Genomic DNA, 26414 nt, shown 5'->3' with positions numbered 1-26414 from the left:
GAGGCACCCCACATGACGGCACCCAAGCCCGCAACCAGCCGCCGTGAGGCCCCGGACCGCAACCTGGCACTGGAGTTGGTCCGGGTGACCGAGGCCGGTGCGATGGCGGCGGGCCGCTGGGTCGGCCGCGGCGACAAGGAGGGCGGCGACGGTGCCGCGGTGGACGCGATGCGCCAGCTCGTATCCACCGTGTCGATGCGCGGCATCGTCGTGATCGGCGAGGGCGAGAAGGACGAGGCGCCCATGCTGTACAACGGCGAGGAGGTCGGCGACGGCACCGGTCCGGACGTCGACTTCGCGGTCGACCCGATCGACGGCACCACGCTGATGTCGAAGGGTTCGCCCGGCGCCATCGCGGTGCTGGCGGTGGCCGAGCGGGGCGCGATGTTCGACCCGTCGGCCGTGTTCTACATGGACAAGATCGCCGTCGGCCCGGAGGCCGCCGACGTGATCGACCTGTCCGCGCCCATCGCGGAGAACCTGCGGCGGGTCGCCAAGGCCAAGGGCTCCTCGGTATCCGATCTCACGGTGTGCGTCCTGGACCGTCCCCGGCACACCCGCCACATCCAGGAGGTCCGCGACGCCGGGGCCCGCATCCGACTGATCTCCGACGGCGACGTGGCCGGGGCCATCGCCACGGCGCGCCCCGATTCCGGCACCGACGTGCTGATCGGCGTCGGCGGCACGCCCGAGGGCATCATCGCCGCGGCCGCCATGCGCTGCATGGGCGGCGCGATGCAGGGCAAGCTGGCGCCCAAGGACGACGAGGAGCGACAGAAGGCCATCGACGCGGGCCACGATCTGGACCGCATCCTGTCCACCGAGGACCTGGTCTCCGGCGAGAACGTCTTCTTCTGCGCGACCGGCGTCACCGACGGCGATCTGCTGCGCGGCGTGCGCTACTTCGGCGGCGGCGCGTCCACGCAGTCCATCGTGATGCGCTCGAAGTCCGGCACCGTGCGCATGATCGACGCGTATCACCGGCTCACCAAGCTGCGCGAGTACTCCTCGGTCGACTTCCTCGGCGACGAGCACGCGGTTCCGCCGCTGCCCTGATTCCGGCCGCGATGCTCGACGGCGAGTGGCTCGCCGCACTGACCCGGGCGGCCCGGGCGGCCGGTGCCGAGGGAGAACCCGAGGTGCTGTCCGACCGGGCCGACGGCCCGGTGGTCCGCGTGGGCGGCGTGGTCGCCAAGGCCCACCCCGCCGACACCGACGAGGCCGCACTGCGGACTCGCCTGTCCGTGGCTGGCAATCCACTGCTGCGAGACGTCCTGCTTCCCCCGCTGACGATCGGCGGCAGAGTACTCCGGCACCACTCCGGGCGGCCGATCACGGTGTGGCGGTACGGAACTCCGGTGGACCCCGACGATCCCGACGCGGCCCCGTGGGAACACGCCGCAGCACTACTCGCCCGGCTGCACACCGACTTTCCGCCCGAGGCATCGGGGCACTCGGCATCCGGGCGGCTGCCGATCGCCGGCGCCCCGGACCGGGTTCGGCGCGCCGTCTCCCGATTGCGTGCGGCGACGCACGCGCATCCGGCGGCGGCCGCGGTGGTGCTGCGCGCCCACGACGGGCTACCGGATCTGGAGAACACGCCGAAAGCGCTGGTGCACGGCGACTTTCATCTCGGTCAACTGGTCAGGGTGCCGGTCATCGGCGGTGAGAACCCCTGGCGTCTGATCGACGTCGACGACCTGGGCATCGGCGATCCGGTGTGGGATCTGGCCCGTCCTGCCGCGTTCTTCGCGGTAGGGATCCTCGAACCCGTTGCGTGGGAACGGTTCCTGGGCGCCTATCGACGCCGCGGCGGTGCCGCGGTGCCACCGCGCGGCAACGAGTGGGCGGTGCTGGACGTTCCCGCGCGGGCGCTGGTGGTCCAACATGCGGCACTGGCGGTGGTGAAAGCCGGTGCGGCCCTGGACGATCTCGGCACGGCGCTGATCGATGCGTGCGTGCGCATGAGCTAGCTCACGTATTGTAGTTGGCGCATATCGTCCGCCCTGCATACGCGCAGGAGAGCCAGGGAGTTCAGCCGCATGCACTGTCCTAAATGTCATGGTTCGATGCACACCTACAACCGCAGCGGGGTGCAGATCGAACAGTGCTCCAACTGCCGGGGGATCTTCCTGGACTACGGCGAGCTCGAGCACCTGACCCAGTTCGCCTCGGGCTATGCGGCGCCCCCGCCGCCCGCGGCGCCCGCACCCGGGTGGGGCGCGCCACATCACGGCTACGGCCACGGGCACGGCCACCACCGCAAACGCGGGTTCGGCCACATGCTGTTCTCGTCCTGACCGGCGCCGCGAGCCAGGCACACCGGCCGCGCCGAGAGCCGGGATATTCCCGCCGACCCGCGCCGCCGGTGTGCGAAAGCCCTCAGGCGTGGCAGCCCACTCCGGCCGCGCGCGGGCTTAGGGTCGGAAGTATGAGCGACGACCAGACGCAGTACCGCATCGAACACGACACCATGGGCGAGGTCCGCGTTCCGGTGAACGCGCTGTGGCGGGCGCAGACGCAGCGAGCGGTGGAGAATTTCCCGATCAGCGGCCGCGGCCTGGAGCGCGCCCAGATTCGCGCGCTCGGCCTGCTGAAGGCCGCCTGCGCGACGGTGAACAAGGATCTGGGACTGCTCGACGCCGCCAAGGCCGACGCGATCGTCGCCGCCGCCACCGAGATCGCCGACGGCCGCCACGACGGCCAGTTCCCGATCGACGTGTTCCAGACCGGCTCGGGCACCAGCTCGAACATGAACGCCAACGAGGTCATCGCGAGCCTGGCGGCGGGGAGCGGAACCACCGTGCACCCCAACGACGACGTGAACATGTCGCAGTCGTCGAACGACACCTTCCCCACCGCAACGCATCTGGCCGCTACCGAGGCCGTGGTGACCGACCTGATTCCCGCCCTCGAGCATCTGCGACTCCGACTGCTGGACAAGGCGACCGAGTGGCGCACGGTGGTGAAGTCGGGCCGCACCCATCTGATGGACGCGGTGCCGGTGACCCTGGGGCAGGAGTTCGGCGGCTACACCCGGCAGGTCGCGTCCGGGATCGAGCGGCTGATCGCCACGCTGCCCCGGCTCGGCGAGCTGCCGATCGGCGGCACCGCGGTCGGCACCGGGCTCAACGCGCCGGAGGGCTTCGGCACGAAGGTCGTCGCGGAACTGCGGAAGTCGACCGGGCTCGACGAATTGTCCGAGGCGCGAGACCATTTCGAGGCGCAGGCGGCCCGCGACGGACTGGTGGAGGTCTCCGGCGCGCTGCGCACCGTCGCGATCTCACTGACCAAGATTGCCAACGATATTCGCTGGATGGGTTCGGGCCCGCTGACGGGCCTGGGCGAGATCCAGCTGCCCGATCTGCAGCCGGGATCGTCGATCATGCCGGGCAAGGTGAATCCGGTACTGCCCGAAGCGGTCACGCAGGTGGCCGCACAGGTGATCGGCAACGATGCCGCAATCGCATGGGGCGGCGGCAACGGCGCATTCGAATTGAATGTCTACATTCCGATGATGGCGCGCAATGTGCTCGAATCGATCCGCCTGCTGGCCAATGTCTCCCGGCTGTTCGCCGATAAATGCATCACGGGGCTGACCGCCGACGTCGAGCGACTGCGTCGACTGGCCGAATCCTCGCCTTCGATCGTCACGCCGCTGAATTCCGCCATCGGTTACGAGGAGGCGGCCGCGGTGGCGAAGGAGGCGCTGAAGGAGCACAAGACGATTCGCCAGGCGGTTATCGATCGGGGCCTCATCGGGGACAAGCTCTCCGAGGAAGAACTCGACCGGCGTCTCGACGTACTGTCGATGGCCAAGGCGGACGAGGGGAAGTAGCCCCGAACAAACCGGTGCGCAGGTATCACCGCAGCTGGGCGACGGTACCTGCGCATCTCGGTATCAGGTGTGTCACACGCCGAACAGGGTCCTTACGAAGGCCCAAGCGCCTTCGCCGAAGTCCAGCAGTGCGCCGACGATGTCGAGAACCATCGGTCTCTCCTTTCTTACATCCGCTCATCGAGCGGCTACTTGGCTAATCGCAGGCAATGCTCACTGTGTTTCATCGAATTTCGGCGGTGCGATGATTCCCCGGTCAATGCAAGAATGGACGGACGACCAATTCATTCGGCGGCGACGGCCTCCGCCTCGTAGTCCCGCAGATCGATATCGTTGGACATCTTGTCCCCCATCTTGGACATCACCGCGAAGAGCGGCGACCGCAGGAACCAATTGCGCGCCTGAATGCCGAGCGCGGTCTTCGGCGCGAGGAAGGGACCGGGGCTGGTCTTCCCCGCATCCTTGGCGTAGCGGCGCATGATCTCGTCGTACCGTGCGAAGGCCGCCGCATGGTCACCCGCCGCGGCCGCCAACTCCCCGGCGAGAACGTAGGCACCCACCACCGCGAGCCCGGTTCCGAACCCGCCCAACGTATTTCCGTATGCGGCATCGCCGAGCAACGCCACGCGGCCCCGGGTGTACCCGTCCTTCACCATCACCCGGCTCAGCGAGTCCATGTAGAAGTCGTCGAGCCCCGGCAGTTCCGCGAGCATGCGCGGCACCGGCCCGCCGACACCGGCGAACATATCCGTCACGATTCGCCGCTGCGCGGCGATATCGTCGCGGGCGTAGTCGAGTTCCGGCGCGGCGAACAGGTACATCTGCGGCGCCTTGGACCCGCCGTCGACCGCGAGCCGCCCCGGGGCGCTGAACGCGTGGGCGATGGCGCGCGCCCGGTCGACCGGATCGGCGTTACCCGCGGTCGATCCGGCGAGGCAGTAGTAGTAATCCAGGAACTTGACGTAGTCCCGCTCCAGCCCGAAGGCCAGCCGCCGGACCCGCGAGTGCACACCGTCGGCGCCGAAGACCAGATCGAAGGTTCGCGCGGGCGCCCGTTCGAACTCGACATGGACGCAGTCGGCCGTGTCGGTCAGCGCGGCGACGGAGTCGCCGAACAGGTAGTCGCAGGCGTCGGCCGTCCGCTCGTACAGGATCTCCGCCAGGTCCCCGCGCAGGATCTCCACGTCGCCACCGGTGAATTCGCCTGAGATACAAGCCAATTCCCGCCCCTGTGCGTCGACGTACAGCATATCGGTGCGCCCCGTCCGCCTGCGCTCGACCTCGGCGAGGATGCCCATGCGTTCCAGCACCGCGCGGTGGGTGCGGCCCTTGAAGTCCACCGCCTGACCGCCGGGCCGCGGCGCGGGCGCGCGCTCCACCACGGTGACGTCGAAGCCGTACCGGTCGAGCCAGTAGGCGAGCGACGGGCCGGCGATGCCCGCGCCCGAGATGAGGACGGTGGTTTTGCGCATGGCGCTTACTCCTTCGATAACTGCGTCTAGCGGACGCTGTCGACGGTTAATAGCGTATGGTGGACGCAGATTCTCGTCAAGCGCCGCTATCGGGAAGGATGGGAACCATGCCGACGCCGACCGCCCTCGAGCTGCTGTGGGGCACCCAGCAGCGACCCAAGCGCGGACCGAAGCCGACGCTGACCCTGGAGCGGATCGTCGCCGAGGCAATCGCGCTGGCCGATGCCGAGGGGCTGGCGAATCTGTCCATGCAGCGGCTGTCCGAGCGGCTCGGGTGCGCCAAGATGGCGCTGTACCGGTATGTGCCCGGCAAGGCCGAACTGACCGCGCTGATGCTGGACGCAGGTTTGGGCGAGCCGCCGAAAATCACGGCGGCGGAGCCGGATTCGACCGAGGAACCGTGGCGGGCGCGGCTGCGGGCATGGGCCATGACGATCTTCGACCGCTACCGCGCCCACCCGTGGAGCCTCGAACTCCTCCCCGGCCCCCGCCCGCTCGGCCCGCGCGAGGTCCAGTGGATGGAGACGGCGCTCGCGGCCATGTCCGGAACGGGGCTGACCGGCGCCGAGCGGCTCGATACCGTGGTGCTGCTGAGCGGCCACGCACGCAGCCTGGTCCAGCAGACCGCGCCCATGGGTTACGAGCGGGCCGAGGCGGAGCTGGCCCGCGCGGTCGGCGAGGTCATGTCCGCGCACGCCGACCGGTTCCCCGAGATGGTCGCCGCGTTCGCGGAATCGGATCAGAACGGCGGCCGGGAGGCCGCCCTGCACTACGGCATCGACCGCATACTCGACGGCGTCGCCGCGCTCATCGCCGCCCGATCTCACTGATCCCGCTCCCGGGACATTGGGAACCGACACGAAGTGCGCGAAACCGGAGTGGGAACACTCCCGGAGCGACCGCGCGACGCTTAGAGTCGGAACATGTCCGAGCTACCCGAGCTACAACAGGATGCGATCACCACCGTGCGCGAGTTCTTCGCGGCGCTCGAGATGGGCGCCGTGGACGAGGCCCTGGATCTGGTCGACCCAGACATCGTCTGGAAGAACACCTCACTGCCCGACGTCCGCGGGTCCGGGCGCGTCGGCGGCCTGCTGCGCGGGCTGAGCCGGCCGTCGTTCGGATTCCGCGCCGATATGAACCATATCGCCGCGGAATCCAACGGCTCCCCCGCCGCGGAGGGCAGCACGGTGCTCACCGAGCGCATCGACTACCTGCGCGCGGGGCCCGTGGAGATCGCCTTCTGGGTCTGCGGCACCTTCGAGATCGTGGACGGCCGAATCACCCTGTGGCACGACCACTTCTCCTGGGAGAACCTCCTGCGCGGCACCGCCGTCGGCCTCTGGCGCGCCATCCGCCGCTGACCCCCGAACAAGACGCGTCATCCCAGCGCGCCGCTCACCCCTCCAGCGCGCCGCTCGCCATCGCCGCGTACCGCTCGCCCCTCCAGCGCGCCCGCCATCGCCGCGCCCGCCATCGCCGCGCCCGCCATCGCCGCGCGCGGCTCGCACTTCCAGCGTGCCGCTCGTCATTCCGGCGTGCTTTTGGCCGGAATCAGGGGCGCAGGTGGGTCAATTCCGCTCGTGCCTGCTCGCCCGCGTCGCCGAAGTCGGTGCGGGAGAAGATATTCCAGCGTTCCAGGAGCGGGGTGAACACCAGTTCACCCGTGCGGGCCGAGTCGTAGATGCCCGCCTCGGCGAGCACCTCGGTGCTGTTGCGCCCGTCGGGCAGCGGGACCTCGGGGATGCTGAAGTCGGCGACCTGGTCGGCGATCGCGCGCACGGTCTGGTCCGGCGTCAGATCGAGCGCGGCGGCCACGAGATTGGCGAAGAACACCGACTGCAGTTCGTCGTCGGCCGCGATCCGCTCGGACATCGCGGTCACGATCGGACTCTCCTGCAGCGCGGCGGTGTTGCGGTGGCGCACCGCGGCGGCCGCCTCCTCGAAGGCGTTGGCGGCCAGCACATCCAGCAGATGCAGTGCGGGGCGCCGGAATCCGGCGGTCATATGCGCCATCCGCGCGCGCTCCAGCTCCACCGGATCGACAGCCCGCGTCACCATCAGGTAGTTGCGGATCATGATCTCGTGCCGGTTCTCCTCGGCCGTCCACCGGCCGACCCACCGCCACCAGGGACCGGTGCGCAGATACTTGCCGACCTCACGGTGGTAGGAGGGCAGGTTGTCGGCGATCAGCACGCTGACCGTCAGCGCCAGCTTCGCGACCTCGCCGAGCTCCGATTGCTCGGACTCCCAGTCCTTTCCACCGAGGAAGGCGAAGTTCCGCCCGTCGTCCCAGGGCACGTAGTCGTGCGGCTGCCAGCCGTCGGCCGCCTCGATGTGCCGCCGCAGGTTCAGTTCCACCTCCACCGCGAGTGATTCCAGCAACTCGCGGTCGGTCAACAGAGTTTGCACCCCGACAACCTACCGACTCGACAGCCGGAATGGGGACTCCAGCCGGGAACACGCAGACAATCCACAGCAACGGCCCCGGACACCTTGGGAGGTTTCCGGGGCCGAGGCGCGGACGGAACTTACTTCTCCGTCACCGTGGTCTTGCGGTCGGCGGCGTTCCAGCTGATGGTTCCGCCGGTGAATTCGCTCTCCTTGCCACCGGCGATGTCCTTCTCGTCGGTGGTGGGGTAGCCGAGCTTGCCGTTGACGCCGCCGTTGTTCTCCCATTCGACGCCGATGTCACCCCACACCACGTGCGGGCCGGTCTTCTCGCTCCAGCAGATCGAGCCGCCGGTGAACTCCTGGCACGTGCCACCGTCGGGCCCGTCCACCGATGCCTTCTCCGGCGCGCCGAGCGCGCCCTGGGCTCCGCCCATCTCGGTGTACTTGGCGAGGATGTTCCCGGAGACGGTGAATTCGCCGTTCGGCGTGGCGATCTTGGTCTCGGTCGCCGCTCCGGCCTCACCGCCCATCGCGTTCTCCGAGGTGGCGGCGGGCGTGGTGGTCGCCATGGCGCTCGTGGACGAGGCCGAGCTGTCGGAATCCTTGTTGTCGTCGTTGCTGCACCCGGCGAACGCCAGGGTCGCCGCAGCGAGCGCCATCGTGCAGGCAGCCGTACGTCGAGCGATGTGGTGCATGTCCTCAACCTCTCGAAAGTGGCTGCCGGTGGCGCCCGCGGGGGACGCCACCGGCAACTCAGGCCGGTGCCCGGCTATGGTTCGGCGAATCGAAGAACTTCGTCTGAAACCACGCCGAACAGGTATCCCGTCGAAATATACCCGTCAACCTGTGAGGCGAAACACATACCAGGGGTTTGCCGCGCTTACGCGTTGGGCCCGTACTCCTCCAACATCTCGGTCACCAGCGCGGCGATCGGCGACCGCTCGCTGCGAGTCAGCGTGACATGCGCGAAAAGCGGGTGCCCCTTGAGCTTTTCGATCACCGCGGCCACGCCGTCGTGTCGGCCCACGCGCAGGTTGTCGCGCTGGGCGACATCGTGGGTGAGCACCACGCGCGATCCGCTGCCCAACCGGCTCAGCACCGTCAGCAGCACGTTGCGCTCCAGCGACTGCGCCTCGTCGACGATCACGAACGAGTCGTGCAGCGAACGGCCGCGAATGTGGGTGAGCGGCAGCACCTCCAGCATGCCGCGCGACAGCACCTCCTCCATGACCTCCTGGCTCGCCAGGCCGTCGAGCGTGTCGAACACCGCCTGCGCCCAGGGGCCCATCTTCTCGCTCTCGGACCCCGGCAGGTAGCCCAACTCCTGACCGCCGACCGCATACAGCGGACGGAACACCACCACCTTGCGCTGAGAACGCCGCTCCAGCACCGCTTCCAGGCCCGCGGTCAGCGCGAGCGCCGATTTGCCCGTGCCCGCCTTGCCGCCCAGCGACACGATGCCGATGCTCTCGTCGAGCAGCAGGTCCAGCGCGATGCGCTGCTCGGCGGAGCGGCCGTGCAACCCGAACGCCTCCCGATCCCCGCGCACCAACTGCAGCCGCTTGTCCGGCGTCACCCGGGCCAGCGCGCTGCCGTTCGCGCCGAGTAACCGAATCCCGGTGTGGCAGGGCAGGTCCCGGGCCTCGTCGACGTCGACAACCGAGTCGGCGTAGAGCCGGTCGACGGCGTCGGGGGCCACCTCGAGTTCGGCCATGCCGGTCCAGCCCGAGGTGATCACGTCCTGCGCGTGGTACTCGTCGGCGTGCAGCCCGACCGAGCTCGCCTTCACGCGCATCGGGATGTCCTTGGACACCAGGGTGACCGAGTTGCCCTCCGCCGCGAGATTGAGCGCGCAGGCGAGGATGCGGGAATCGTTGGTGTCGGTGCGGAACCCGACCGGCAGCACCTCGGGATCGGTGTGGTTCAGCTCCACCTGGAGCGTGCCGCCCTCGGTGCCGATCGGCACCCGCTCGTCCAACCGGCCGTGCACCAGCCGCAGGTCGTCCAGCATGCGCAGGGCCTCCCGCGCGAACCAGCCGAGCTCGTGGTGGTGCCGTTTGCCTTCGAGTTCGCTGATCACGACCAACGGAAGCACCACGTGGTGCTCGCCGAAACGCGTGGCGGCCCACGGGTCCGACAGCAGCACGGAGGTGTCGATCACGAAGGTTTTCAGCCCGGATTTGTGGGCAGACTGCGAGGCGTGGGCTCCCTTTCCGGAGCGTGCGCTCTGAGTAGAGCGGGCTTTCGCCGAGGGAGCGATGACGGAGCGTGCATCAGTCACGGTGGGCTCCTTTGTTGTTCGCGCAGCACCCGCGCGAACGTTCTCGCTGGACCGGTCCGCCCAGGGGTCAAACGACCCGAGGGCCGGGCGCCGGCCCCCTCGCACTGAATATCTCAGCCACGATCAGGACCTCCCGTACGAGCCACACCGCCGCGGCCCGCACTCCCGACGTTACTGCGGATCCACGATTCCGGCTCCCGAGATCGCCAGCGTGTCGGTGAATATGTCGTTAACGCCGCGCCCGTTTACCCAGGCAGACGAAAACATATGCAGTGACGCACATCTCATTTCGGGCACACGGCGATCGGACTAGCGATCGGGAAGAAGCCGTTAGCGCTTCAGTTGCTCGAGGAGTACCGCCACCTGGCTGCGCTGCGGGTCGCGCACCGCGGTGACGAGGGTGACCGGCCCCTCGGCGGCCAGGTCGCGTAGCCGCTCCAACCCCCGCTGTGGGGCCTCGGCCGCGAGTTCTTCCCGATATCTGCGGCGGAACTCGGCCTCGCGATGCTCCGGGTCGGCATGGAACCAGCGGCGCAGATCGTCGGACGGCGTCACATCCTTCGCCCACTCATCGATGTGTGCCTTCTGTTTGCTGACGCCGCGCGGCCACAGCCGGTCGACGAGCACGCGCGTGCCGTCGGATGCCTCGGCGGGATCGTAGACACGCTTCACCCGGAAGCCGGGCCGCGGTTGCTGTGCCATGACTCCATGGCAGCACACATCCGGCCACGGCAGCTGCCCCCGCGCCGCCGCAGCGGATACAGTCGACGCATGGCCGATGTTCAGCAACTGGAGCAGCTGTCGTCCAAGGAGCTGCACGACCGCGCGGTGAAGTACGCGGTCCGGCACGGCGATGTGCGCTTCCTGTGGCGGCTGCTGGAGTCGATCCCGGCCGCCGAGGCCGCCGTCGGAAATGTCGGCGAGAGCGAGGCCGACATCAAGTACGTGCTGCCGATGCTCGACGACTACGTGCACTCCGGCGAGGGCGAGATCGCCGAGGTGCTCCGGCCGATGTACATCGAATACCTCGCCGAGCACGACTGAGCTCTTGACCTGGAGTGCGCTCCAAGTTCTAGCGTTGTCGCCATGAGCATTCGCCTCGGCTACCAGATGCCGAACTTCAGTCATGCGACCACGCCTCGCGAGCTGTTTCCCTCGGTGATCGCGCAGGCCCGGGCCGCGGAGGCGGCCGGATTCGACGCCGCGTTCGTGATGGACCATTTCTATCAGCTGCCGGTGCTGGGCACACCCGACGAGCCGATGCTCGAGGCCTACACCGCACTCGGCGCGCTGGCCACCGCCACCGAGCGCATCCAGCTGTCCACGCTGGTCACCGGCAATACCTATCGCAATCCGGCGATGCTGGCCAAGACCGTCACCACCCTGGACGTGGTGAGCGGCGGGCGCGCGGTGCTGGGCATCGGGGCGGGCTGGTTCGAGCTCGAGCACATCGGGTACGGGTACGAGTTCGGCACCTTCACCGAGCGGTTCCAGCGGCTCGAGGAGGCGCTGCAGATCATCCAGCCGATGCTGCGCGGACAGCGGCCGAGCTTCGACGGTGCGTGGTACCACACCCGCGACGCGATCAACGAGCCCCGCATCCGCGACGATCTGCCGATCATGCTCGGCGGTGGCGGCGAGAAGAAGACCTTCGCGATGGCCGCCCGCTTCGCCGATCACCTCAACATCATCTGCAACACTTCGGAACTGCCGCGCAAAGTGGCGGCGCTGCGTCAGCGCTGCGAGGAGGCCGGGCGCGATCCGCGGACCCTGGAGACCAGCTTCCTGGCCTTCGTGATCGTGGACGAGGACGGCGACCGGGCCCGCAAGCTACAGGAGGAACTGCTGCGGAAGCAGGCCGCGCAGGACCCGTCGGGCCTGCCGGTGCAGTCGCTGCGCGAGGGCCAGGCCGATCGCCAATTCGTCGGCACCCCGGACGATGTCGCCGAACAGATCCAGCGGCGGGTCATCGATCAGGGCGTGGACGGGGTGATCGTCAACATGGTCGCCAACGGACACGAGCCGGGCGTGCTGGAGCTGGCCGGGAAGGCGCTGAGCCCGCTGGTGCGCCAGGGCTGAGCCCCGGCCAGCTCGTCGGGTGGCGCGGTCACCACATCAATCACGACTGTCCCGCGTTTTGGCAGGCTGGCAGGCAACACGACCCGGTCGTCCTCAGCCGAGCAGGCGCCAGTCCTCCAGGCCCTCGTAGAGCGGGAAGTCCTGGGCCAGCTTGCCGACCCGGGCGCGCAGCGCGTCGAGGTCGGCGTCACCCTTCAGGGCGGTGGCGATGATGTCGGCGACCTCGGTGAACTCGGCGTCGCCGAAGCCGCGGGTGGCGAGCGCGGCGGTGCCGATGCGCAGGCCGGAGGTCACCATCGGCGGGCGCGGGTCGAACGGAACGGCGTTGCGGTTCACCGTGATTCCGGCCTCGTGCAGCAGGTCCTCGCCCTGTTTGCCGTCCAGCACCGAGTTGCGCAGATCCACCAGCACCAGGTGCACGTCGGTGCCGCCGGTGAGTACGGTGATGCCCTTCTCGGAGACGTCTTGGGCGTTGAGCCGCTCCGCCAGGATCTTCGCACCCGTCAGCGTGCGGGCCTGGCGGTCGGCGAACTCCGCGGTCCCGGCGATCTTGAACGCCACGGCCTTGGCGGCGATCGCGTGCATCAGCGGGCCGCCCTGCTGGCCCGGGAACACCGCGCTGTTGAGCTTCTTGGCGTAGTCCTGCTTGGCCAGGATAACGCCCGACCGCGGGCCGCCGAGAGTCTTGTGCACGGTGGAGGACACCACATCCGAGTGCGGGACCGGCGACGGGTGCAGCCCGGCCGCGACGAGCCCGGCGAAGTGCGCCATATCGGTCCACAGGTAGGCGTCCACCTCGTCGGCGATCTCGCGGAACGCCGCGAAGTCCAGATGCCGCGGGTACGCCGACCACCCGGCCACGATCACCCGCGGCCGCACCTCGCGCGCCTGCTTGCGGACCTCGTCCATATCGATGCGGTGGTCCTCCTTGCTCACCGCGTAGGCGTGCACCTCGTAGAGCTTGCCCGAGAAGTTCAACCGCATGCCGTGGGTGAGGTGACCGCCGTGCGCCAGATCCAGGCCCAGCAGCCGCTCGCCCGGATTCATCAGCGACATCAGCACCGCGGCGTTGGCCTGCGCCCCCGAATGCGGCTGCACGTTGGCGAACTCGGCGCCGAACAGCTCCTTGACCCGCTCCCGCGCCAGGTTCTCCACCACGTCCACGTGCTCGCAGCCGCCGTAGTAGCGGCGCCCCGGGTAGCCCTCGGCGTACTTGTTGGTGAGCACGCTGCCCTGCGCCTGCAGCACCGCGCGCGGCACGAAGTTCTCCGAGGCGATCATCTCGAGGGTATCGCGCTCGCGGGCGAGCTCGCCCGCCATCGCGGTGGCAAGCTCGGGGTCGAGTTCGGCGAGCGACTGGGAGTTGACAGAGGCGGCGGTCGTCTGGGTCACGAGCACAGTCTAAGTACCCCGTCATCGCGGCATGTTCTTGGCCGGGACCTCGCTGTGGATTCCGGCCGAGAGCATGCCGGAAACGAGGGTGGTGGGCATGGCTGAAGCGACGGTCGTGGGCATCTCGGAAGCGACCATGGTGGGCATGGCTGAAGCGGGCATTGGCGGCGGGTGCGGGCGATCCCCGTCTGACGGCCGGGTCGGCCCACCGCGGGTGGACGCCCGCACGGTCCCGGCCCTAGGGCATGCGGCGAACGGCGCCGGGTGTCAGCGGCTCGTCCAGCAGGCGCCGGAACCGCTCGGCCCGCTCGTCGGCGTCGGCGGCCCGGTCCAGCCAGCCGCCGAGCAGGCGATAGCCCTCGACGTAGGTGCTGATGTAGGCCCGCCACAGCGGCGAGGACAGGAAGCGCAGCGACTGCCGCGCCCGCTCGGGCGTTGCCAGACCCCAGCGCTGCAGGAATTCGGCGACCTCGTCGGCGTCACGGCGGCGGTCGTGCAGCAGCAGCGCCGCGTCCTGGCGCACCCCCAGCAGCTTCGCCGAGGCGGTCGAAAGTCGTTCCGCGCGTTCACCGTCGAATCGCAGCCCCAGATCCGTGTAGACCTCCTGCGCCCACCGCCCCCAGCCCGGCCCCACGATCGATCGCAGCGCCAGATCCGCGAGTCCCTCCGCCATCAGGCACTGCGGGGTGTTGACCAGGAACAGCGTCTGCTCGTCCTGCCCGGCCGCGACCAGCCCGGCCTCCTTGCGGCAGTGCTCGGTGTGATGGCCCGGATACGCCTCGTGCGCGATCAGCGCGGGCAGATGCGCCATATGCTGTTTGAGGTCGGCGTTGATCGCCACCCGCGACCGATAATTCCCCAGGTAGTAGTTGAATCCGGACCACGGCTCGTCGCCGACCACCTCGTATTCGACGGTCTCGTGGTCGGGCAGCGGATACCGCTCCCGCACCAGTTCGCGCAGCGCCCCCGAAAAGGCCTGGACGCATTCGCGCAATCGCTCCGGGGGAATCTCGTCCGCGCGGCGGTGCGCCGCCACCCGATCCGCCAGCGGGCCGTCACCGGGAAGCACCTCGTCCATCTGCCGGTGCGCCTCGCGGTAGTCCTCCACGTCACCGGGCGCGATCTCGACATCGAAGTAGGCGTGCACCTCCTCGATGAACGAGATCCGCGCACCGGCGAACTTGCGGCCGGAACATTCCAGGGCCCGCAGATGGACGTCGAGGAATTCGGCCCGCTCGGCCACGAGGCCCGCCTCGGGCAGTTCCTTGCGCAATGCCGCTGCACGCGTAGCCAACTCGTGCGGCTCCGGCGCGGGACCGTCGTCCACGGCCCGGCGCAGCGCCGGATCACCGGTGTACGCGTCGACGAAGCCGGACTCGAGGCGGTCGAATGCCAGCCCCAGCCGCAGGTATTCGGTCACGAGCGGATGCGCCTGCATGACCATCGACCTTATCCGCTGCGCATTGCGGCGGGCACGACATCCGCGAGAGAAACATCACTCGTAGTTACCGGCCGGTAGTTACACCCCGCGTGCGGCAGACTGTTGACCCAGAGGACAATTCGGCTATGCGAGGACTGTGGACCGAGCGGGCGTCGTGTTTACCGATTCGAGGGCGTGGGTAAGTGGCGCGGATGAGCGAGCCGAGTCCCTATGTGGAATTCGACCGGAAACAGTGGCGCACGCTGCGGAAGTCGACTCCCCTGGTGCTCACCGAGGAAGAACTGATCGGTCTGCGCGGACTCGGTGAGCAGATCGACCTCGAGGAGGTCGCCGAGGTCTACCTGCCCCTCGCGCGACTGATCCACCTGCAGGTCGCGGCACGGCAGCGGTTGTTCGCCGCCACCGCGACCTTCCTCGGGGAAACCCATCCCGATCGCCAGGTTCCGTTCGTGATCGGCATCGCGGGCAGCGTCGCGGTGGGCAAATCCACCACCGCCCGCGTGCTGCAGGCGCTGCTGGCGCGCTGGGATCACCATCCCCGGGTGGATCTGGTCACCACGGACGGATTCCTGTATCCCACTGCCGAACTCACCCAGCGCGGCATCATGCATCGCAAGGGCTTCCCGGAGAGTTACGACCGCCGCAAATTGCTGCGATTCGTCACCGAGGTGAAATCCGGCGCCGCCGAGGTGTGCGCCCCGATGTATTCGCACATTCTCTACGACATCATGCCCGGCGAGTTCCACTGCGTGCGGCAGCCCGACATTCTCATCGTGGAAGGCCTCAATGTCCTGCAGACCGGCCCTCGGCTGATGGTGTCGGACCTGTTCGATTTCTCCATCTACGTCGACGCGCGCATCGAGGACATCGAGAACTGGTATGTGAACCGCTTTCTGTCGCTGCGCAAGACGGCCTTCGCGGATCCGAAATCACACTTCCACCATTACTCCCGGTTCACCGACAAGGAGGCCACGATCGCCGCGCAGGAGATCTGGAACGCCACCAACCGGCCCAATCTGGTGGAAAACATCCTGCCCACCCGCCCCCGCGCAACCCTGGTGCTGCGCAAGGATTCCGACCACACCATCAATCGGATTCGGCTGCGGAAATTGTAGATTCCGGCCAAAAGCACTTTTGGCCGGGATCAAATCTTCCAGGCCGCGTCCAGGCGCGCGGCGACGTCTATATCGCGTACGGCGGCGATATGGGGCTTGCGGATCTCCTTGGCTATGTACCGCGCCACGAAACGGCGGATCTCATGGTCCACACTGGCCAGAATGCGCAGCAGCTGGCCGCGTTTGGTAGCGGTGGCGACATTGATCCGCACATCACCGGAGCGCGGCTCGGCGATATCGATGATCACCCGCAGCGGCTCGGCGGTGCGGACGGTTAGATGGAGATGGACATAGCCGTCGACCTCGAACCGATGCCGGTCCACGGCCAGGTCCAGCAGCAGGTCGACGGCGAGCGGGATGGCGAGTTCGAAGTGGATGTGGTCGCCCACGTCGCGCAGTAATCTCGGCTCCCCCAGTTGGACCTGTGCCGATACCTTGGCCAAGCGCCCCGGCCCCACCCCGATCGGGCCGAAATCGAATGCGGCGCCGGTCAACTGCGCGAAGGCGCCCGAGATGCGCCGCTCCGACGCGGCATACTCCAGAAACCGCCGCCCGAACTCCTCGTAGCTGATGTAGGTAGTCGGCTCCTCGTCCGCCGCCACCGCGCCACGCTGCCCGGCCACGCTCTCATTCATGGTGGCGACGGTACGCGAGCGATCAGGGCCGCAAGCGCACGATCATGCAATGCAACACAGCCTGGACCGGGTCGTTATGTTCGCTCACCACGTCCGGGCTAGGCCCCGTACCGGCGGTGCCGCGCGGCGTAGTCGCGCAGCGCACGCAGGAAGTCCACCCGCCGGAATTCCGGCCAGTACGCCTCGGTGAACCAGATCTCCGAATACGCGCTCTGCCACAGCAGGAATCCCGACAGCCGCTGCTCGCCGGAGGTGCGGATGACCAGGTCCGGATCGGGCTGACCGGAGGTGTACAGGTGCTGCCCGATGGCGTTGACGGTGATCGACTGAACCAGATCCTCGCCGGTCTCCCCCGCCGCCATCTCCTGGCGCACCAGCTTGCGCGCGGCGTCGGCGATCTCCTGGCGACCGCCGTAACCGATGGCGACGTTGACGTGCACGCCACGGCGGCCCTGCGTCTCGTCGGCCGCCTTCTGCACCCGCCGCGCCACCTCCCCCGGCAGCTTGTCGAGTGTGCCGACGATGCGCACCCCCCAGTCCTTCTCCGGCGCCGACAACTCCTCGACGATGTCGGGGATCACCTCGAACAGGGTCTCCAACTCGTCGCTGCCCCGGCTCAGATTCTCGGTGGACAGCAGGTAGACCGTGACCATCTCGATGCCCTCGGCCTGGCACCAGCCGACCAGTTCGGCGATCTTCAGCGCGCCGACCCGATGCCCGTGGCTGACATCGGTGAACCCGTTCTCCCGTGCCCAGCGGCGATTACCGTCGCACACGACCGCGACATGGCGTGGATGTTGTTTGCCCGCCAGCTGTTTCGACAGCCGCGCCTCGTAGATGCGATACGGGAGACCACGCACCCGACTAGCCAGCTTCACGAACAGCCACCCTACGCCCGTCCGCCGATCCCGATTCGAAGCCATACACGTTGGGCGCCATCGAGCTGATCATCGGCCGTCGCGTCTCATACCATCCGGCGACCGCTCTCCCGCGGGTACAGTGGCGAGGACAACAACCTACGGTACCGTAGGTTACTGAGGAGGTAACTAGTGGCGGATACGGTGCGCCAGGCCGAGGCGGTGCTCGGGGCGGCCCTCGAAGAGCTGCGGGAGCTGCCGCTCAAGCCGCGGCTGCGCGGGTGGATTCACACCTACGCCGTCGGGATCGCGGCGGTCGCGGTGGTCGCCCTGGTCGTAGCGGCGTCGACCGTCTCGGCGACCGCGGCGTGGTCGACGCTGGTGTACGGGCTGACCGTGTGCGGCGTCTTCGGGGTCAGCGCCGTCTACCACCGGGTGACCTGGCGCACCGAGCAGGCGCGCATCCACATGAAGCGGGCCGATCACTCGATGATCTTCCTGTTCATCGCGGGCAGCTATACGCCCTTCGCGCTGCTGGGGCTGCCGGGTCGCACCGGGATCACGCTGCTGGCCGTGGTGTGGGCGGGCGCGGTGGCCGGGGTCGCGCTGAAACTGCTGTGGCCGACGGCGCCGCGCTGGGTCGGCGTGCCGCTGTATCTGCTGCTGGGGTGGGCGATCGTGCCGGTCGCGGCGACGCTCACGCACAATGTCGGCGTCGCCCCGATGGTGCTGCTGCTGATCGGCGGGCTCGCCTACAGCGGGGGCGCGATCCTGTACGCGACGCACTGGCCCGATCCGTGGCCCGACACCTTCGGCCATCACGAGTTCTTCCATGCCGCAACGGTTCTGGCGGCGCTGTGCCACTACATCGCGATCTGGCTGGTCGTCCTGGGATGACCCACCGCGGGTGACGCAGCCGACAAGATCGACCGGAACGCGACACCGCCCACTGTCCGGGTTCTATGCTCCGCCATGATGAACCGGCTGATTCTGTGGGCACTGCGAGCGCGCTGGGGGCTGTCCCTCGTCGTGCTGGCCTGCAATCTCGGCGGCCTGGGTGTCATCGTCTGTGAGCTGTGGCTCAGCGGATTCCTCGGGCGGCTCGGGCCGGACTGGCAGACCGCGCTGGCCCAGGCCGCGATCTATCCGGCCATCGGGGCGGCGGCCGGGATCGTGCTCGCGGTGCGCGACCGGTTCTATTACTTCGGCTGGCTGGATCAGGGGCGTAAACCCGGCACGGCGGAGGCCCGGCGGCTGCTGAAGCTGCCGATCGCGATCACGCTGCGCGCCCTGGCCATCTGGCTGCCCGGCGTGATCATCGCGACCGCGTTCTTCGCCCATGTGATCCCGTCGCGGTCCATCGCGGTCATCGGCGCGATGTTCACCCTGGGCGCGTTCGAGTCGGCCGGATTCACCTTCCTCGTGGTCGATCGGCTGATCCGGCCGACGATTCCGCTCGCGTCGACCGTACTCGGCGGCTCCATGCACTGGAGTTCGACCGTGCTGAACCGGCTGGTCGTGTCGTGGGCGGTCGCCGGGGCGATGCCGCTGCTCATGCTGATCACGGTGCTCGCCGATCCGGTGGCGACCGCCGAGGACCGCATCCGCACCGCGGTCTACATGTCGGTCGTCGGCCTGACAGTGGGCGCGCTGACCACGGCCACGCTGGCCCGCGCGGTGGCGGCGCCGATGCGGACGCTGCGCCGCGCGCTGGACCGCATCGCCCGCGGCGAACTCGACGTCCGGGTACCGGTCGGCAGCGCCAGCGAGATCGGTCGGTTGGAACACTCGGTGAACGAGCTGGCGGTGAACCTGTCCGAGCGCGAGCGGATGCGCGCGGTGTTCGGCCGCCACGTCGGCAACGAGGTCGCCGAGCGGGCGCTCGCCTCCGGGCTCGATCTGACCGGCGACATCCGGTCGGTGACCGCGCTGTTCGTCGACGTCGTCGGCTCGGTGGAGCTGTCCACCGGGCTGGAGCCCAGTGAGTTCGTGGCCAAGCTGAACCGGCTGCTGACGATCGTGGTGTCGGCCACCGAGGACAACGGCGGGCTGGTCAACAAGTTCGAGGGCGACGCGGCGCTGTGCGTCTTCGGCGCACCGATCGCGTTGCGCGACAACGCCACTCCCGCCCTGCGCGCGGCGCGTCGCATCCGCGACGAGGTGGCCGCGGCCGCTGAGCTGGACATCGGAATAGGCGTCGCCCGGGGCATGGTGTTCGCCGGGGACGTCGGCACCGACACCCGGCTCGAGTTCACCGTGATCGGCGACGCCGTCAACGAGGCCGCCCGGCTCACCACGGAGGCCAAACACGTGGACCGCCGAATCCTGGTGAGCCAGGCGGTAATCGAGGCCGCGACAGGCGACGAGCGCACCAAATGGGCCCTCTACGAAACCATCCAACTACGCGGCCGAGCCGAACCGACGGCCTGCTGGACCGACACTCCCCCTGTCCCCCTGCCGAACGACGGCCCCGCCGAGCCGAAGGCGAACGACACCGCCGAGCCGAAGGCGAACGGCACCGACACCGACACCGACACCGAGGCGTCTATCACCGAATCGCCCAGCATCAAGCCGCCCGACGCCACAGCGTCCACCACCGCCCCCGGCACGCCGCACATGACCCCCCGCCAGACATAACCCCCGGGCACACGCCACCTCGGCAGGCCTAGCGGCCACAGACACACCGGCAGGCTTAGCAGGCACAACACACCGGCCGGCCTAGCAGGCACAAACACTCCAGCCGGCCTAACAGGCACAAACACTCCGACCGGCCTAACAGGCACAAACACTCCAGCCGGCCTAACAGGCACAAACACTCCGACCGGCCTAACAGGCACAAACACTCCGACCGGCCTAACAGGCACAAACACACCGGCCGGCCTAACAGGGAGGTACGTCATTCCGGCGTGCTTTTGGCCGGAATCCACTCCGGCCGACCCGCGTCCGCTCAGGGCTTCCAGACGATCTTGCCGCCCTGGAAGTCCTGGGCCTTGCCGCCCTGGTAGTCGTACTCGTCGCTGGTCGGGTAGCCGTAGCGGCCCTTCTCGGCGACCTCGCTGGTCCAGGTGTCGCGGATGGCGCCCCACACCGCGTGGGCGCCGGTCTTCGGCGACCAGTACACGACGCCCCCGTTGAACAAGCTGTAGCGGCCCTGTCCGTCGCGACCCGCCTTCTGCTCGTCGGTGACCGGGAAGCCCAGCGCCCCGTTCTCCCAGCCCAGCGCGCCCCACTTGTCGCGGATGAAACCGCCGACGGCATGCGCGTCCGTACCGATGGACCAGTAGATGGAGATATTGCGTTCGAAGGGCTGGAACTTGCCGCCCCGACCCACGTCCGCCTCGGGGCCGACCGGATTGCCGAAGGTGTTGAAGCCGCCCGCACGGTCGTACTCGGCCTCGATGGCCCCGCCGACGTCGAAGTTCCCGATGGGACGCGCCTCGGCGGCGCCCACGGTGGTGGTCAGCACCGCGGCCACGGCGACGGCCAGCACGCCGTAGCCGGACATGCGTGCGGAACGTTTTCTTCGACGTAGCAGTGTCACGAGTGCTCCCTGCGCCTGAGTTCTATTTGCCTGATAGTTGCTATCGGTCCGGGCGACTCCACGGGGGAGTGCCCCAGACCCTATCGAGATCGGTCGCAGGACGTCGATCGTTACCGGTCCGAGACCAATGCCGCAGCGAGTTCGGTAGGATCCGACACCGGAAGGTCGCAGACCGCGCCGCGACACACGTAGGCGGCGGGCCGCTCCGAGATCGTCTGGCGATCGGCCAGCAACGGCATCGAGTTCGGCGCGCCCGCCACGACCGCGGCCCCGCCCGGCGCCCGACGGCGAGCCGTCACGGTCAGCTCCGCGGTCTCCGGGTCGGCGCCGGGCGGCAGCGCGATCGCGACCTGGATCGGTCCCCGCAGCGCCGCCTCGGCCACGGCCAGCCACTGACCACCCGAGCGCGGGGCGCGGGCGAGCACGATCGCGCCGCGCTGCAGGGTCTGCTCGGCCAATTCGCGATAGCGGGCGGTGCGGGTGGCGTCGGCGAGGACCGACGCGGTCAGCAGCGTCTCGGCGAAGGACGAAGTCCCAGACGGGGTGGCGCCGTCCATCGGATCGCGGGGGCGGCTCACCAGGGCCTCGGCATCGTCGGCGGTATCGAACCAGGCGCCCGGCACCGCCGGGTCGGCGAAATGCTGGATGGCCGTGTCGATCAGGCGCCGCGCGAGCTCGAGCCAGTCGGCGTCGCCGGTGGCCTGGTGCAGGCTCAGCAGGCCGGTGGCCAGCCAGGCGTAGTCCTCGAGCACACCCGCCGCCGCTCCGGGCACACCGCCGAGCGAGGCGCGCACCAGCCTGCCGTCGATCAGGTGCTCCGACAACAGGAATCGCGCGCAGCGCGCGGCCGCGTCCACCCAGTCCGGGCGAGCCAGTCCCGCGCCCGCCTCGGCCAAGGCGGTGATCGCCATGCCGTTCCAGGCGGTGACCACCTTGTCGTCGCGGTCCGGCTGCGGACGCTCGCCCCGCGCCTGCCGGAGCCGATCCCGGACCCGGTCGAGGCGTGCGGTGTCCTCCGGATCGGAGTAGCGGGTCGGGACCGAGGCGCCGTGTTCGAAGTTGCCCTCGCGGGTGACCCCGAAAACCTCTGCGGCCCAGGCACCGTCGTCCGCACCGAGCACTTCGTCCAGTTGCGCCGGGGTCCACACGTAGGTGGCGCCCTCGACACCGGGGGCACCCGGTTCCACGTGTGTGTCGGCGTCCAGCGCGGAGGCGAAGGCGCCCTCGCCGGTACCCAGGTCGTCGATCAGGAACTGCGCCGTCTCCTGGGCAATTCGCAACGGAAGCTGTTGCTGCGCAGGGTTGTTCGACCCGCGCCGCGCCAGATGCGCGTAGGCGCGCAACAACTGAGCGTTGTCGTAGAGCATCTTCTCGAAATGCGGCACCACCCAGGCGGCGTCGACCGAATAGCGCGCGAAGCCGCCGCGCAGCTGGTCGTAGATGCCGCCGCGGGCCATCGCGGCGGCCGTCGCCGAGACCGCCCGCAGCGCCTGCTCGTCGCCGGTGCGCTCGTGATGCCGAAGCAGCCCCTCCAGCAACGCCGATGGCGGAAACTTCGGTGCGCCACCGAATCCCGCGAAACGCTCGTCGACATCGCGCAGCACGGCGGCAACCGCGTGGTGCAGCAACTGGGGCCCGAGGGTCAGCTCGCTGTCGGGCAGCCCTGCGGCCTGCTCCCGCAGCGCCTGCGCCACCTGCCCCGCCGCCTGGTTCACCTCGTCGCGCCGACTGCGCCAGGTCTCGGTAACCGCATTCAGCAACTGCGTGAACGACGGCATCCCGCCGCGGGGCTCCTTCGGGTAGTAGGTCCCGCAATAGAAGGGCTCACCGTCCGGAGTCAGGAAGCAGGTCATCGGCCACCCACCCTGCCCGGTCATGGCAACCGTGGCAGTCATATACACCGCATCCAGATCGGGCCGCTCCTCCCGATCCACCTTCACACACACGAAGTTCTCATTCATCACCACCGCAGTAGCCGCATCCTCGAACGACTCGTGCGCCATCACATGACACCAAATGAGTTGTTATGTGCCGTAGCTACCAGTGGCAAGACGCATACCCAACTGACAACAGTATGGGCACGTCTCGCCTGGTAGCTTCAGCACTCGCCTCCTTCCCCCACTCCCACCAATCCACTGGATTGGCAGAGTGCTGTCGCAGGTACGGCGACGTAGCACTACCCAACCGGTTCATGCCCCCACCCTACGGCCCTTTGCCAGGGGTAGTTGGAACTCCCCCTGGCGGCCGCCCCATGGCAGCTATCCGGCCGCGAGACAACCCCCGTCGCAACGGGAGGAGCCGTCCGACGAACGGCAGTATGCGACATGACTGTGCACAGCCGCCGGGAGGCTTGCGTGGTTGAAATGATACTCACCGGGAAGCGCCTTCGCTTGTGGCACGAATACCACGACGAAGGCCGTAACGGCTGCGAGCGCAGCCGCAATGACAGTTACCGAGCGTGCCTCCGCACGGATACCGCTCTGCATTCGTACTCCCCCTGTGGAATGTATTCTATCTCAACGTCGACCGCATCGCCCTCTTGCAACGCGAGTACGTCCCCCTGCTCAACGCTGGACAGGTGAAACCACACCGGCGGACCATCCGGCCGAGTCAGCACGCCGGTACCGTTCCGGATGTTCCAGCGGTGCACCGTGGCCTGCTCCACAACCCGCTCCCTTCCCTACGCCGACGCCAGCACTCCATAATCGCACGACCGGCAGGTTCCGTCACCCAATTCACCGCCGCCGCAGGCCAGCCCACCGCGGCCTCCGACACACGACCAACCCCCAGCACCCCCGGCCCGGAGACACCGGCTGATATAGCGAACGACCTCTCTCCGAAACATGTTCGGAGAGAGGCCACTTCGTACACCAATCGCTCTCGGGACCATCAGCCCCACCGACGACTCCCAGCTTGCCTACCCCTTCAGAGCAATCAGGCCAAGTCGTCGAACTCGCCAGCCTTTACTCCTTTGATCCAGGCCGCCATCTCCGCTCGGGTAAAATCAAGGGTTCCGGCATCGCGCCGGTTCGAGTTGCGGACCAAAATTTCACCGTTCGGAGCGGCGGCAACTTCAACACACGTCCCGTTGTCCGTGTAGCTGGACACGCGCCATTCCAGGCCGTCAGCGCTCATTTCCTACTTCTCCATTCCTGTGCTAGTTCGTCTATGAACTTTCGCGATTTGTCGACGGATAGGGATATTTTCGTTGCGTGCTCGAATGCAGAGCTGAAATATCCAACTTCTTCAGCATCGGTGATGAACTGCCCTCCGCCGTACTGTTCCAGGTGAACACGCGGAGTCGAACCCCAGGGGTGCGACAGGATGCTGAATGCACCCAGACGCCGTGCTTCGTGCTGTCCGGCGTCGAAGGTTACGACCCGAACGGTGACGTTCGGGAGTTCTGAGAGTTCGATCAGTGTTTCCAGTTGCTCGGTCATCGTCGCCGGGTCGCCAACCTTGAGCCTCAGCGCCCACTCCGGCTGAATCACCAAGAGTCTCAAGTCCTGATTCCGAACACGCTTCTGCCGGTAGATCCGCTGTTCGACCGCGCTCTGAACATAGGTATCCGAGGCCCCCGAGATGCCGACACGGCTTACCAAAGCTGCTGTGTACGAACGGGTTTGGAGCAACCCGTGTACAGCCCGAGGCTCATAGCTCTCAATAGCGTCCGCAGACTGCTCACCCGCCAGATAGGTGTTAACCCAATCAGGCATCTCTCCAACTCCCTGGGGGATGCTGCTCAGCATGGCGTTCAGCTCCTGAAGGCTGACGCCCAATGCTTCAGCGTACGCGGGTCGCTGGTTCGGCTGCGGTGTGCTCTCCCCACGCTCCCACTTGCCTATCGTGGTGCGGTCCACTTGGGCCAACTCGGCTACTTCTTCCTGGTTCTTACCGGTGGCCTTGCGAGCTTGAATCAGTCGTTCCCGTCGCATGGATGCATCATAGTTCCATCTTGACGTCTGTGGAGTGAGACACATTCCCAGCGCAACATAGGTGCTGGCTCCCCGGTCCGTTCAGGCCCCCGTCGCAGGCCGGAGACGCCGACGAACCCGTTGACCGGTGGGAGTGACACCATGAACCAGGAGCAAGGAAGCCTCACCGTAGCCCAAGCTCGCGCGTTGCGGGCTCTGGATTGCGGAGGAGCGCTCACCGAGCGGCAGGTAAGGACCGCAGCGAGACTCACCGGCTGGGAAATCCGCCGAGTCATCGCAAACCTCCACGGTCGCGGACTCATCGCGCACGGCGGCCACCCTGACCGCTTCCAAATCACTCGCCTCGGCCAGAACACCTTGGCCACCAAGCCATCTACCTACGGGAACCTCCGGCCTGACAGGTCTCGCCAGTGGGCAATGACACCCGGAGCTATAGGATAAGGAAGCCGAAAAATGTTGCACCGCACACGAATTAAGAATCTGATCACCGGTTGGCGCGTCTGCGGTCACGATGTGCAGATCGTATTCCTTCGTGACTTGCAGGACCGTCGCACACCCGGATACCGGATGCGTGCGGACGGCAGCCATCTACCGATGCCCGCTGACACTGAAACCGGCTACGTGACCTTCGACGAACGCACGCCGCCCGACCTCGCGCAGGCCCGTGAATGGTTCCCCGAACATCACGCCCTCTGGAATGAGGTCAAGGCCGACTACTGGCGAATCGTCAACCCTCCCAACGGGTACCGCACCGAGGACCTACCGCTACCTCCTCGCATCCCGCCCCACGTTCCAGCTCGACTGAAAGGCGACTTCCACCCGTGACCCCGCACCACGTCTCTCAGTGGCAGGTCGAGCAAGTCACTCAGTGGGCGATCGTGACTCTCGGGCGGGGGTGCGGCCGCCACGACGGCCCGTGCCCGTTGGGTTGGTGGGGTCCCTATTCGCGTGCCGAGGCCGAAGAGGCGATCCGATTCGTCGCGTCAGGCCACATCGCTCACCTGGTACCGGTCATGACCAACCGCAACCAGCGCCGCCCCACTACCCCTGCCGAATTGCCGCAGAGGACCGAAGCCTGACCGCGCTGACGCCCTCGGTATCGCTCGCCAAACAACGGCAGTCCCGATTAGACAGGAGCACCTGACACTGTGACCAGCCCCGACGAGGAAGTGATCCGGATTCTTGCTCACGCCGACCCGAGCAGCCCCAGCTTGGACGCCTACGTCATCGTGACCCTGACCCGACCACATGGCAGCACCGAGCCGGTATGGCGACCATTCGCGACGTACGGGCCAATGACATTCGACGTGGCGGAGGACTTCCTCAACCGGCTCGCTACCGCGACGTCAAGGTTCAGGCACGAGCCGACTTGAACCGTCCCGGGTTTGGGGCCGCTTCCTTTCTTGAGGAAGATGGTCTCCATCATGTCGAAGC

At 67.9% G+C, this 26414-nt stretch carries 25 protein-coding genes and 1 pseudogene; 12 read left to right on the top strand and 14 right to left on the bottom strand.

Features of this window, described 5'->3' with window-relative positions:
• The first annotated feature begins 12 nt into the window (after positions 1-12).
• From glpX to ACYVLQ_RS27460, 4 genes are all read left to right on the top strand, one after another.
• Positions 13-1056 (top strand): class II fructose-bisphosphatase, encoded by a 1044-nt coding sequence (glpX, locus tag ACYVLQ_RS27475; protein ID WP_460700424.1) that lies wholly within the window; start codon positions 13-15, stop codon positions 1054-1056.
• Between the two features lie 11 nt (positions 1057-1067).
• On the top strand, positions 1068-1973 hold the full coding sequence (locus ACYVLQ_RS27470) for a phosphotransferase (protein WP_460700423.1): 906 nt from the start codon (positions 1068-1070) through the stop codon (positions 1971-1973).
• A 69-nt stretch (positions 1974-2042) separates the two neighbouring features.
• Positions 2043-2300: a TFIIB-type zinc ribbon-containing protein gene (locus ACYVLQ_RS27465; protein ID WP_460700422.1), complete on the top strand. Its 258-nt coding sequence runs from the start codon at positions 2043-2045 to the stop codon at positions 2298-2300.
• Positions 2301-2431: 131 nt separating this feature from the next.
• Positions 2432-3838, top strand: coding sequence for a class II fumarate hydratase (locus ACYVLQ_RS27460; protein WP_460700421.1), 1407 nt, complete (start codon positions 2432-2434; stop codon positions 3836-3838).
• Between the two features lie 284 nt (positions 3839-4122).
• On the opposite strand, the gene ACYVLQ_RS27455 is transcribed toward ACYVLQ_RS27460, so the two are convergent.
• A complete protein-coding gene (locus ACYVLQ_RS27455) occupies positions 4123-5310 on the bottom strand; it encodes an FAD-dependent monooxygenase (protein ID WP_460700420.1) in 1188 nt (395 codons plus the stop codon).
• 107 nt (positions 5311-5417) lie between these two features.
• Between ACYVLQ_RS27455 and ACYVLQ_RS27450 the strand changes: the two genes are divergently transcribed.
• Entirely contained in the window at positions 5418-6140 is a 723-nt protein-coding gene (locus ACYVLQ_RS27450) for a TetR/AcrR family transcriptional regulator (protein ID WP_460700419.1), read from the top strand.
• Positions 6141-6233: 93 nt separating this feature from the next.
• A complete protein-coding gene (locus ACYVLQ_RS27445; protein WP_460700418.1) occupies positions 6234-6674 on the top strand; it encodes a limonene-1,2-epoxide hydrolase family protein in 441 nt (146 codons plus the stop codon).
• A gap of 190 nt (positions 6675-6864) precedes the next feature.
• Here the strand turns inward: ACYVLQ_RS27445 and ACYVLQ_RS27440 are convergent, their stop codons facing one another.
• From ACYVLQ_RS27440 to ACYVLQ_RS27425, 4 genes are all read right to left on the bottom strand, one after another.
• A complete protein-coding gene (locus tag ACYVLQ_RS27440; RefSeq protein ID WP_460700417.1) occupies positions 6865-7722 on the bottom strand; it encodes an acyl-ACP desaturase in 858 nt (285 codons plus the stop codon).
• Positions 7723-7841: 119 nt separating this feature from the next.
• Positions 7842-8399 (bottom strand): LGFP repeat-containing protein, encoded by a 558-nt coding sequence (locus tag ACYVLQ_RS27435; RefSeq protein WP_460700416.1) that lies wholly within the window; start codon positions 8397-8399, stop codon positions 7842-7844.
• 185 nt (positions 8400-8584) lie between these two features.
• Positions 8585-9877 carry a PhoH family protein gene (locus tag ACYVLQ_RS27430; RefSeq protein WP_460700707.1) on the bottom strand — a complete coding sequence of 431 codons (1293 nt, stop codon included), beginning with the start codon at positions 9875-9877 and terminating at the stop codon, positions 8585-8587.
• Between the two features lie 438 nt (positions 9878-10315).
• Positions 10316-10687, bottom strand: coding sequence for a DUF488 domain-containing protein (locus tag ACYVLQ_RS27425; RefSeq protein ID WP_460700415.1), 372 nt, complete (start codon positions 10685-10687; stop codon positions 10316-10318).
• 69 nt (positions 10688-10756) lie between these two features.
• Here ACYVLQ_RS27425 and ACYVLQ_RS27420 point away from each other — a divergent pair, with 69 nt between their 5' ends.
• Positions 10757-11029 carry a hypothetical protein gene (locus ACYVLQ_RS27420; protein WP_460700414.1) on the top strand — a complete coding sequence of 91 codons (273 nt, stop codon included), beginning with the start codon at positions 10757-10759 and terminating at the stop codon, positions 11027-11029.
• A gap of 42 nt (positions 11030-11071) precedes the next feature.
• Positions 11072-12064 (top strand): LLM class F420-dependent oxidoreductase, encoded by a 993-nt coding sequence (locus ACYVLQ_RS27415; protein WP_460700413.1) that lies wholly within the window; start codon positions 11072-11074, stop codon positions 12062-12064.
• A 93-nt stretch (positions 12065-12157) separates the two neighbouring features.
• Here the strand turns inward: ACYVLQ_RS27415 and glyA are convergent, their stop codons facing one another.
• The gene (gene glyA / locus ACYVLQ_RS27410; protein ID WP_460700412.1) at positions 12158-13456 is read right to left on the bottom strand and encodes a serine hydroxymethyltransferase; all 1299 of its coding nucleotides are present in this window, start codon (positions 13454-13456) and stop codon (positions 12158-12160) included.
• Between the two features lie 238 nt (positions 13457-13694).
• A complete protein-coding gene (locus tag ACYVLQ_RS27405; protein WP_460700411.1) occupies positions 13695-14894 on the bottom strand; it encodes a DUF885 domain-containing protein in 1200 nt (399 codons plus the stop codon).
• 185 nt (positions 14895-15079) lie between these two features.
• Here ACYVLQ_RS27405 and coaA point away from each other — a divergent pair, with 185 nt between their 5' ends.
• Positions 15080-16012 (top strand): type I pantothenate kinase, encoded by a 933-nt coding sequence (gene coaA, locus ACYVLQ_RS27400; protein ID WP_460700410.1) that lies wholly within the window; start codon positions 15080-15082, stop codon positions 16010-16012.
• Between the two features lie 29 nt (positions 16013-16041).
• Here coaA and ACYVLQ_RS27395 read toward each other — a convergent pair whose 3' ends face one another.
• Together ACYVLQ_RS27395 and ACYVLQ_RS27390 are read right to left on the bottom strand one after the other, a co-directional pair.
• Entirely contained in the window at positions 16042-16647 is a 606-nt protein-coding gene (locus ACYVLQ_RS27395) for a hypothetical protein (RefSeq protein ID WP_460700409.1), read from the bottom strand.
• 98 nt (positions 16648-16745) lie between these two features.
• Positions 16746-17525 carry an isoprenyl transferase gene (locus ACYVLQ_RS27390; RefSeq protein WP_280268526.1) on the bottom strand — a complete coding sequence of 260 codons (780 nt, stop codon included), beginning with the start codon at positions 17523-17525 and terminating at the stop codon, positions 16746-16748.
• Between the two features lie 201 nt (positions 17526-17726).
• Here ACYVLQ_RS27390 and trhA point away from each other — a divergent pair, with 201 nt between their 5' ends.
• Both trhA and ACYVLQ_RS27380 read left to right on the top strand, forming a co-directional pair.
• Positions 17727-18401 carry a PAQR family membrane homeostasis protein TrhA gene (gene trhA, locus ACYVLQ_RS27385; protein ID WP_460700706.1) on the top strand — a complete coding sequence of 225 codons (675 nt, stop codon included), beginning with the start codon at positions 17727-17729 and terminating at the stop codon, positions 18399-18401.
• 78 nt (positions 18402-18479) lie between these two features.
• Positions 18480-20141 (top strand): adenylate/guanylate cyclase domain-containing protein, encoded by a 1662-nt coding sequence (locus ACYVLQ_RS27380; protein ID WP_460700408.1) that lies wholly within the window; start codon positions 18480-18482, stop codon positions 20139-20141.
• 310 nt (positions 20142-20451) lie between these two features.
• Here ACYVLQ_RS27380 and ACYVLQ_RS27375 read toward each other — a convergent pair whose 3' ends face one another.
• The 4 genes and pseudogenes from ACYVLQ_RS27375 to ACYVLQ_RS27360 form a co-directional block, all read right to left on the bottom strand.
• Entirely contained in the window at positions 20452-21045 is a 594-nt protein-coding gene (locus tag ACYVLQ_RS27375; RefSeq protein WP_460700407.1) for an LGFP repeat-containing protein, read from the bottom strand.
• A gap of 110 nt (positions 21046-21155) precedes the next feature.
• Positions 21156-23238: pseudogene (locus ACYVLQ_RS27370) on the bottom strand (thioredoxin domain-containing protein).
• Between the two features lie 741 nt (positions 23239-23979).
• A complete protein-coding gene (locus tag ACYVLQ_RS27365; RefSeq protein ID WP_460700406.1) occupies positions 23980-24180 on the bottom strand; it encodes a DUF397 domain-containing protein in 201 nt (66 codons plus the stop codon).
• Positions 24177-24980, bottom strand: coding sequence for a helix-turn-helix domain-containing protein (locus tag ACYVLQ_RS27360; protein WP_460700405.1), 804 nt, complete (start codon positions 24978-24980; stop codon positions 24177-24179). Before ACYVLQ_RS27360 ends, ACYVLQ_RS27365 begins: the two co-directional genes overlap by 4 nt.
• 594 nt (positions 24981-25574) lie before the next feature.
• Here ACYVLQ_RS27360 and ACYVLQ_RS27355 point away from each other — a divergent pair.
• Positions 25575-25805 carry a hypothetical protein gene (locus ACYVLQ_RS27355; RefSeq protein WP_460700404.1) on the top strand — a complete coding sequence of 77 codons (231 nt, stop codon included), beginning with the start codon at positions 25575-25577 and terminating at the stop codon, positions 25803-25805.
• A gap of 394 nt (positions 25806-26199) precedes the next feature.
• On the opposite strand, the gene ACYVLQ_RS27350 is transcribed toward ACYVLQ_RS27355, so the two are convergent.
• A partial coding sequence (locus ACYVLQ_RS27350) for a hypothetical protein (RefSeq protein ID WP_460700403.1) occupies positions 26200-26414 on the bottom strand: 215 nt, incomplete at its 5' end.

The sequence above is a fragment of the Nocardia thraciensis genome, assembly GCF_054782435.1.
This window is presented reverse-complemented; position numbering and strand designations above follow the sequence as displayed.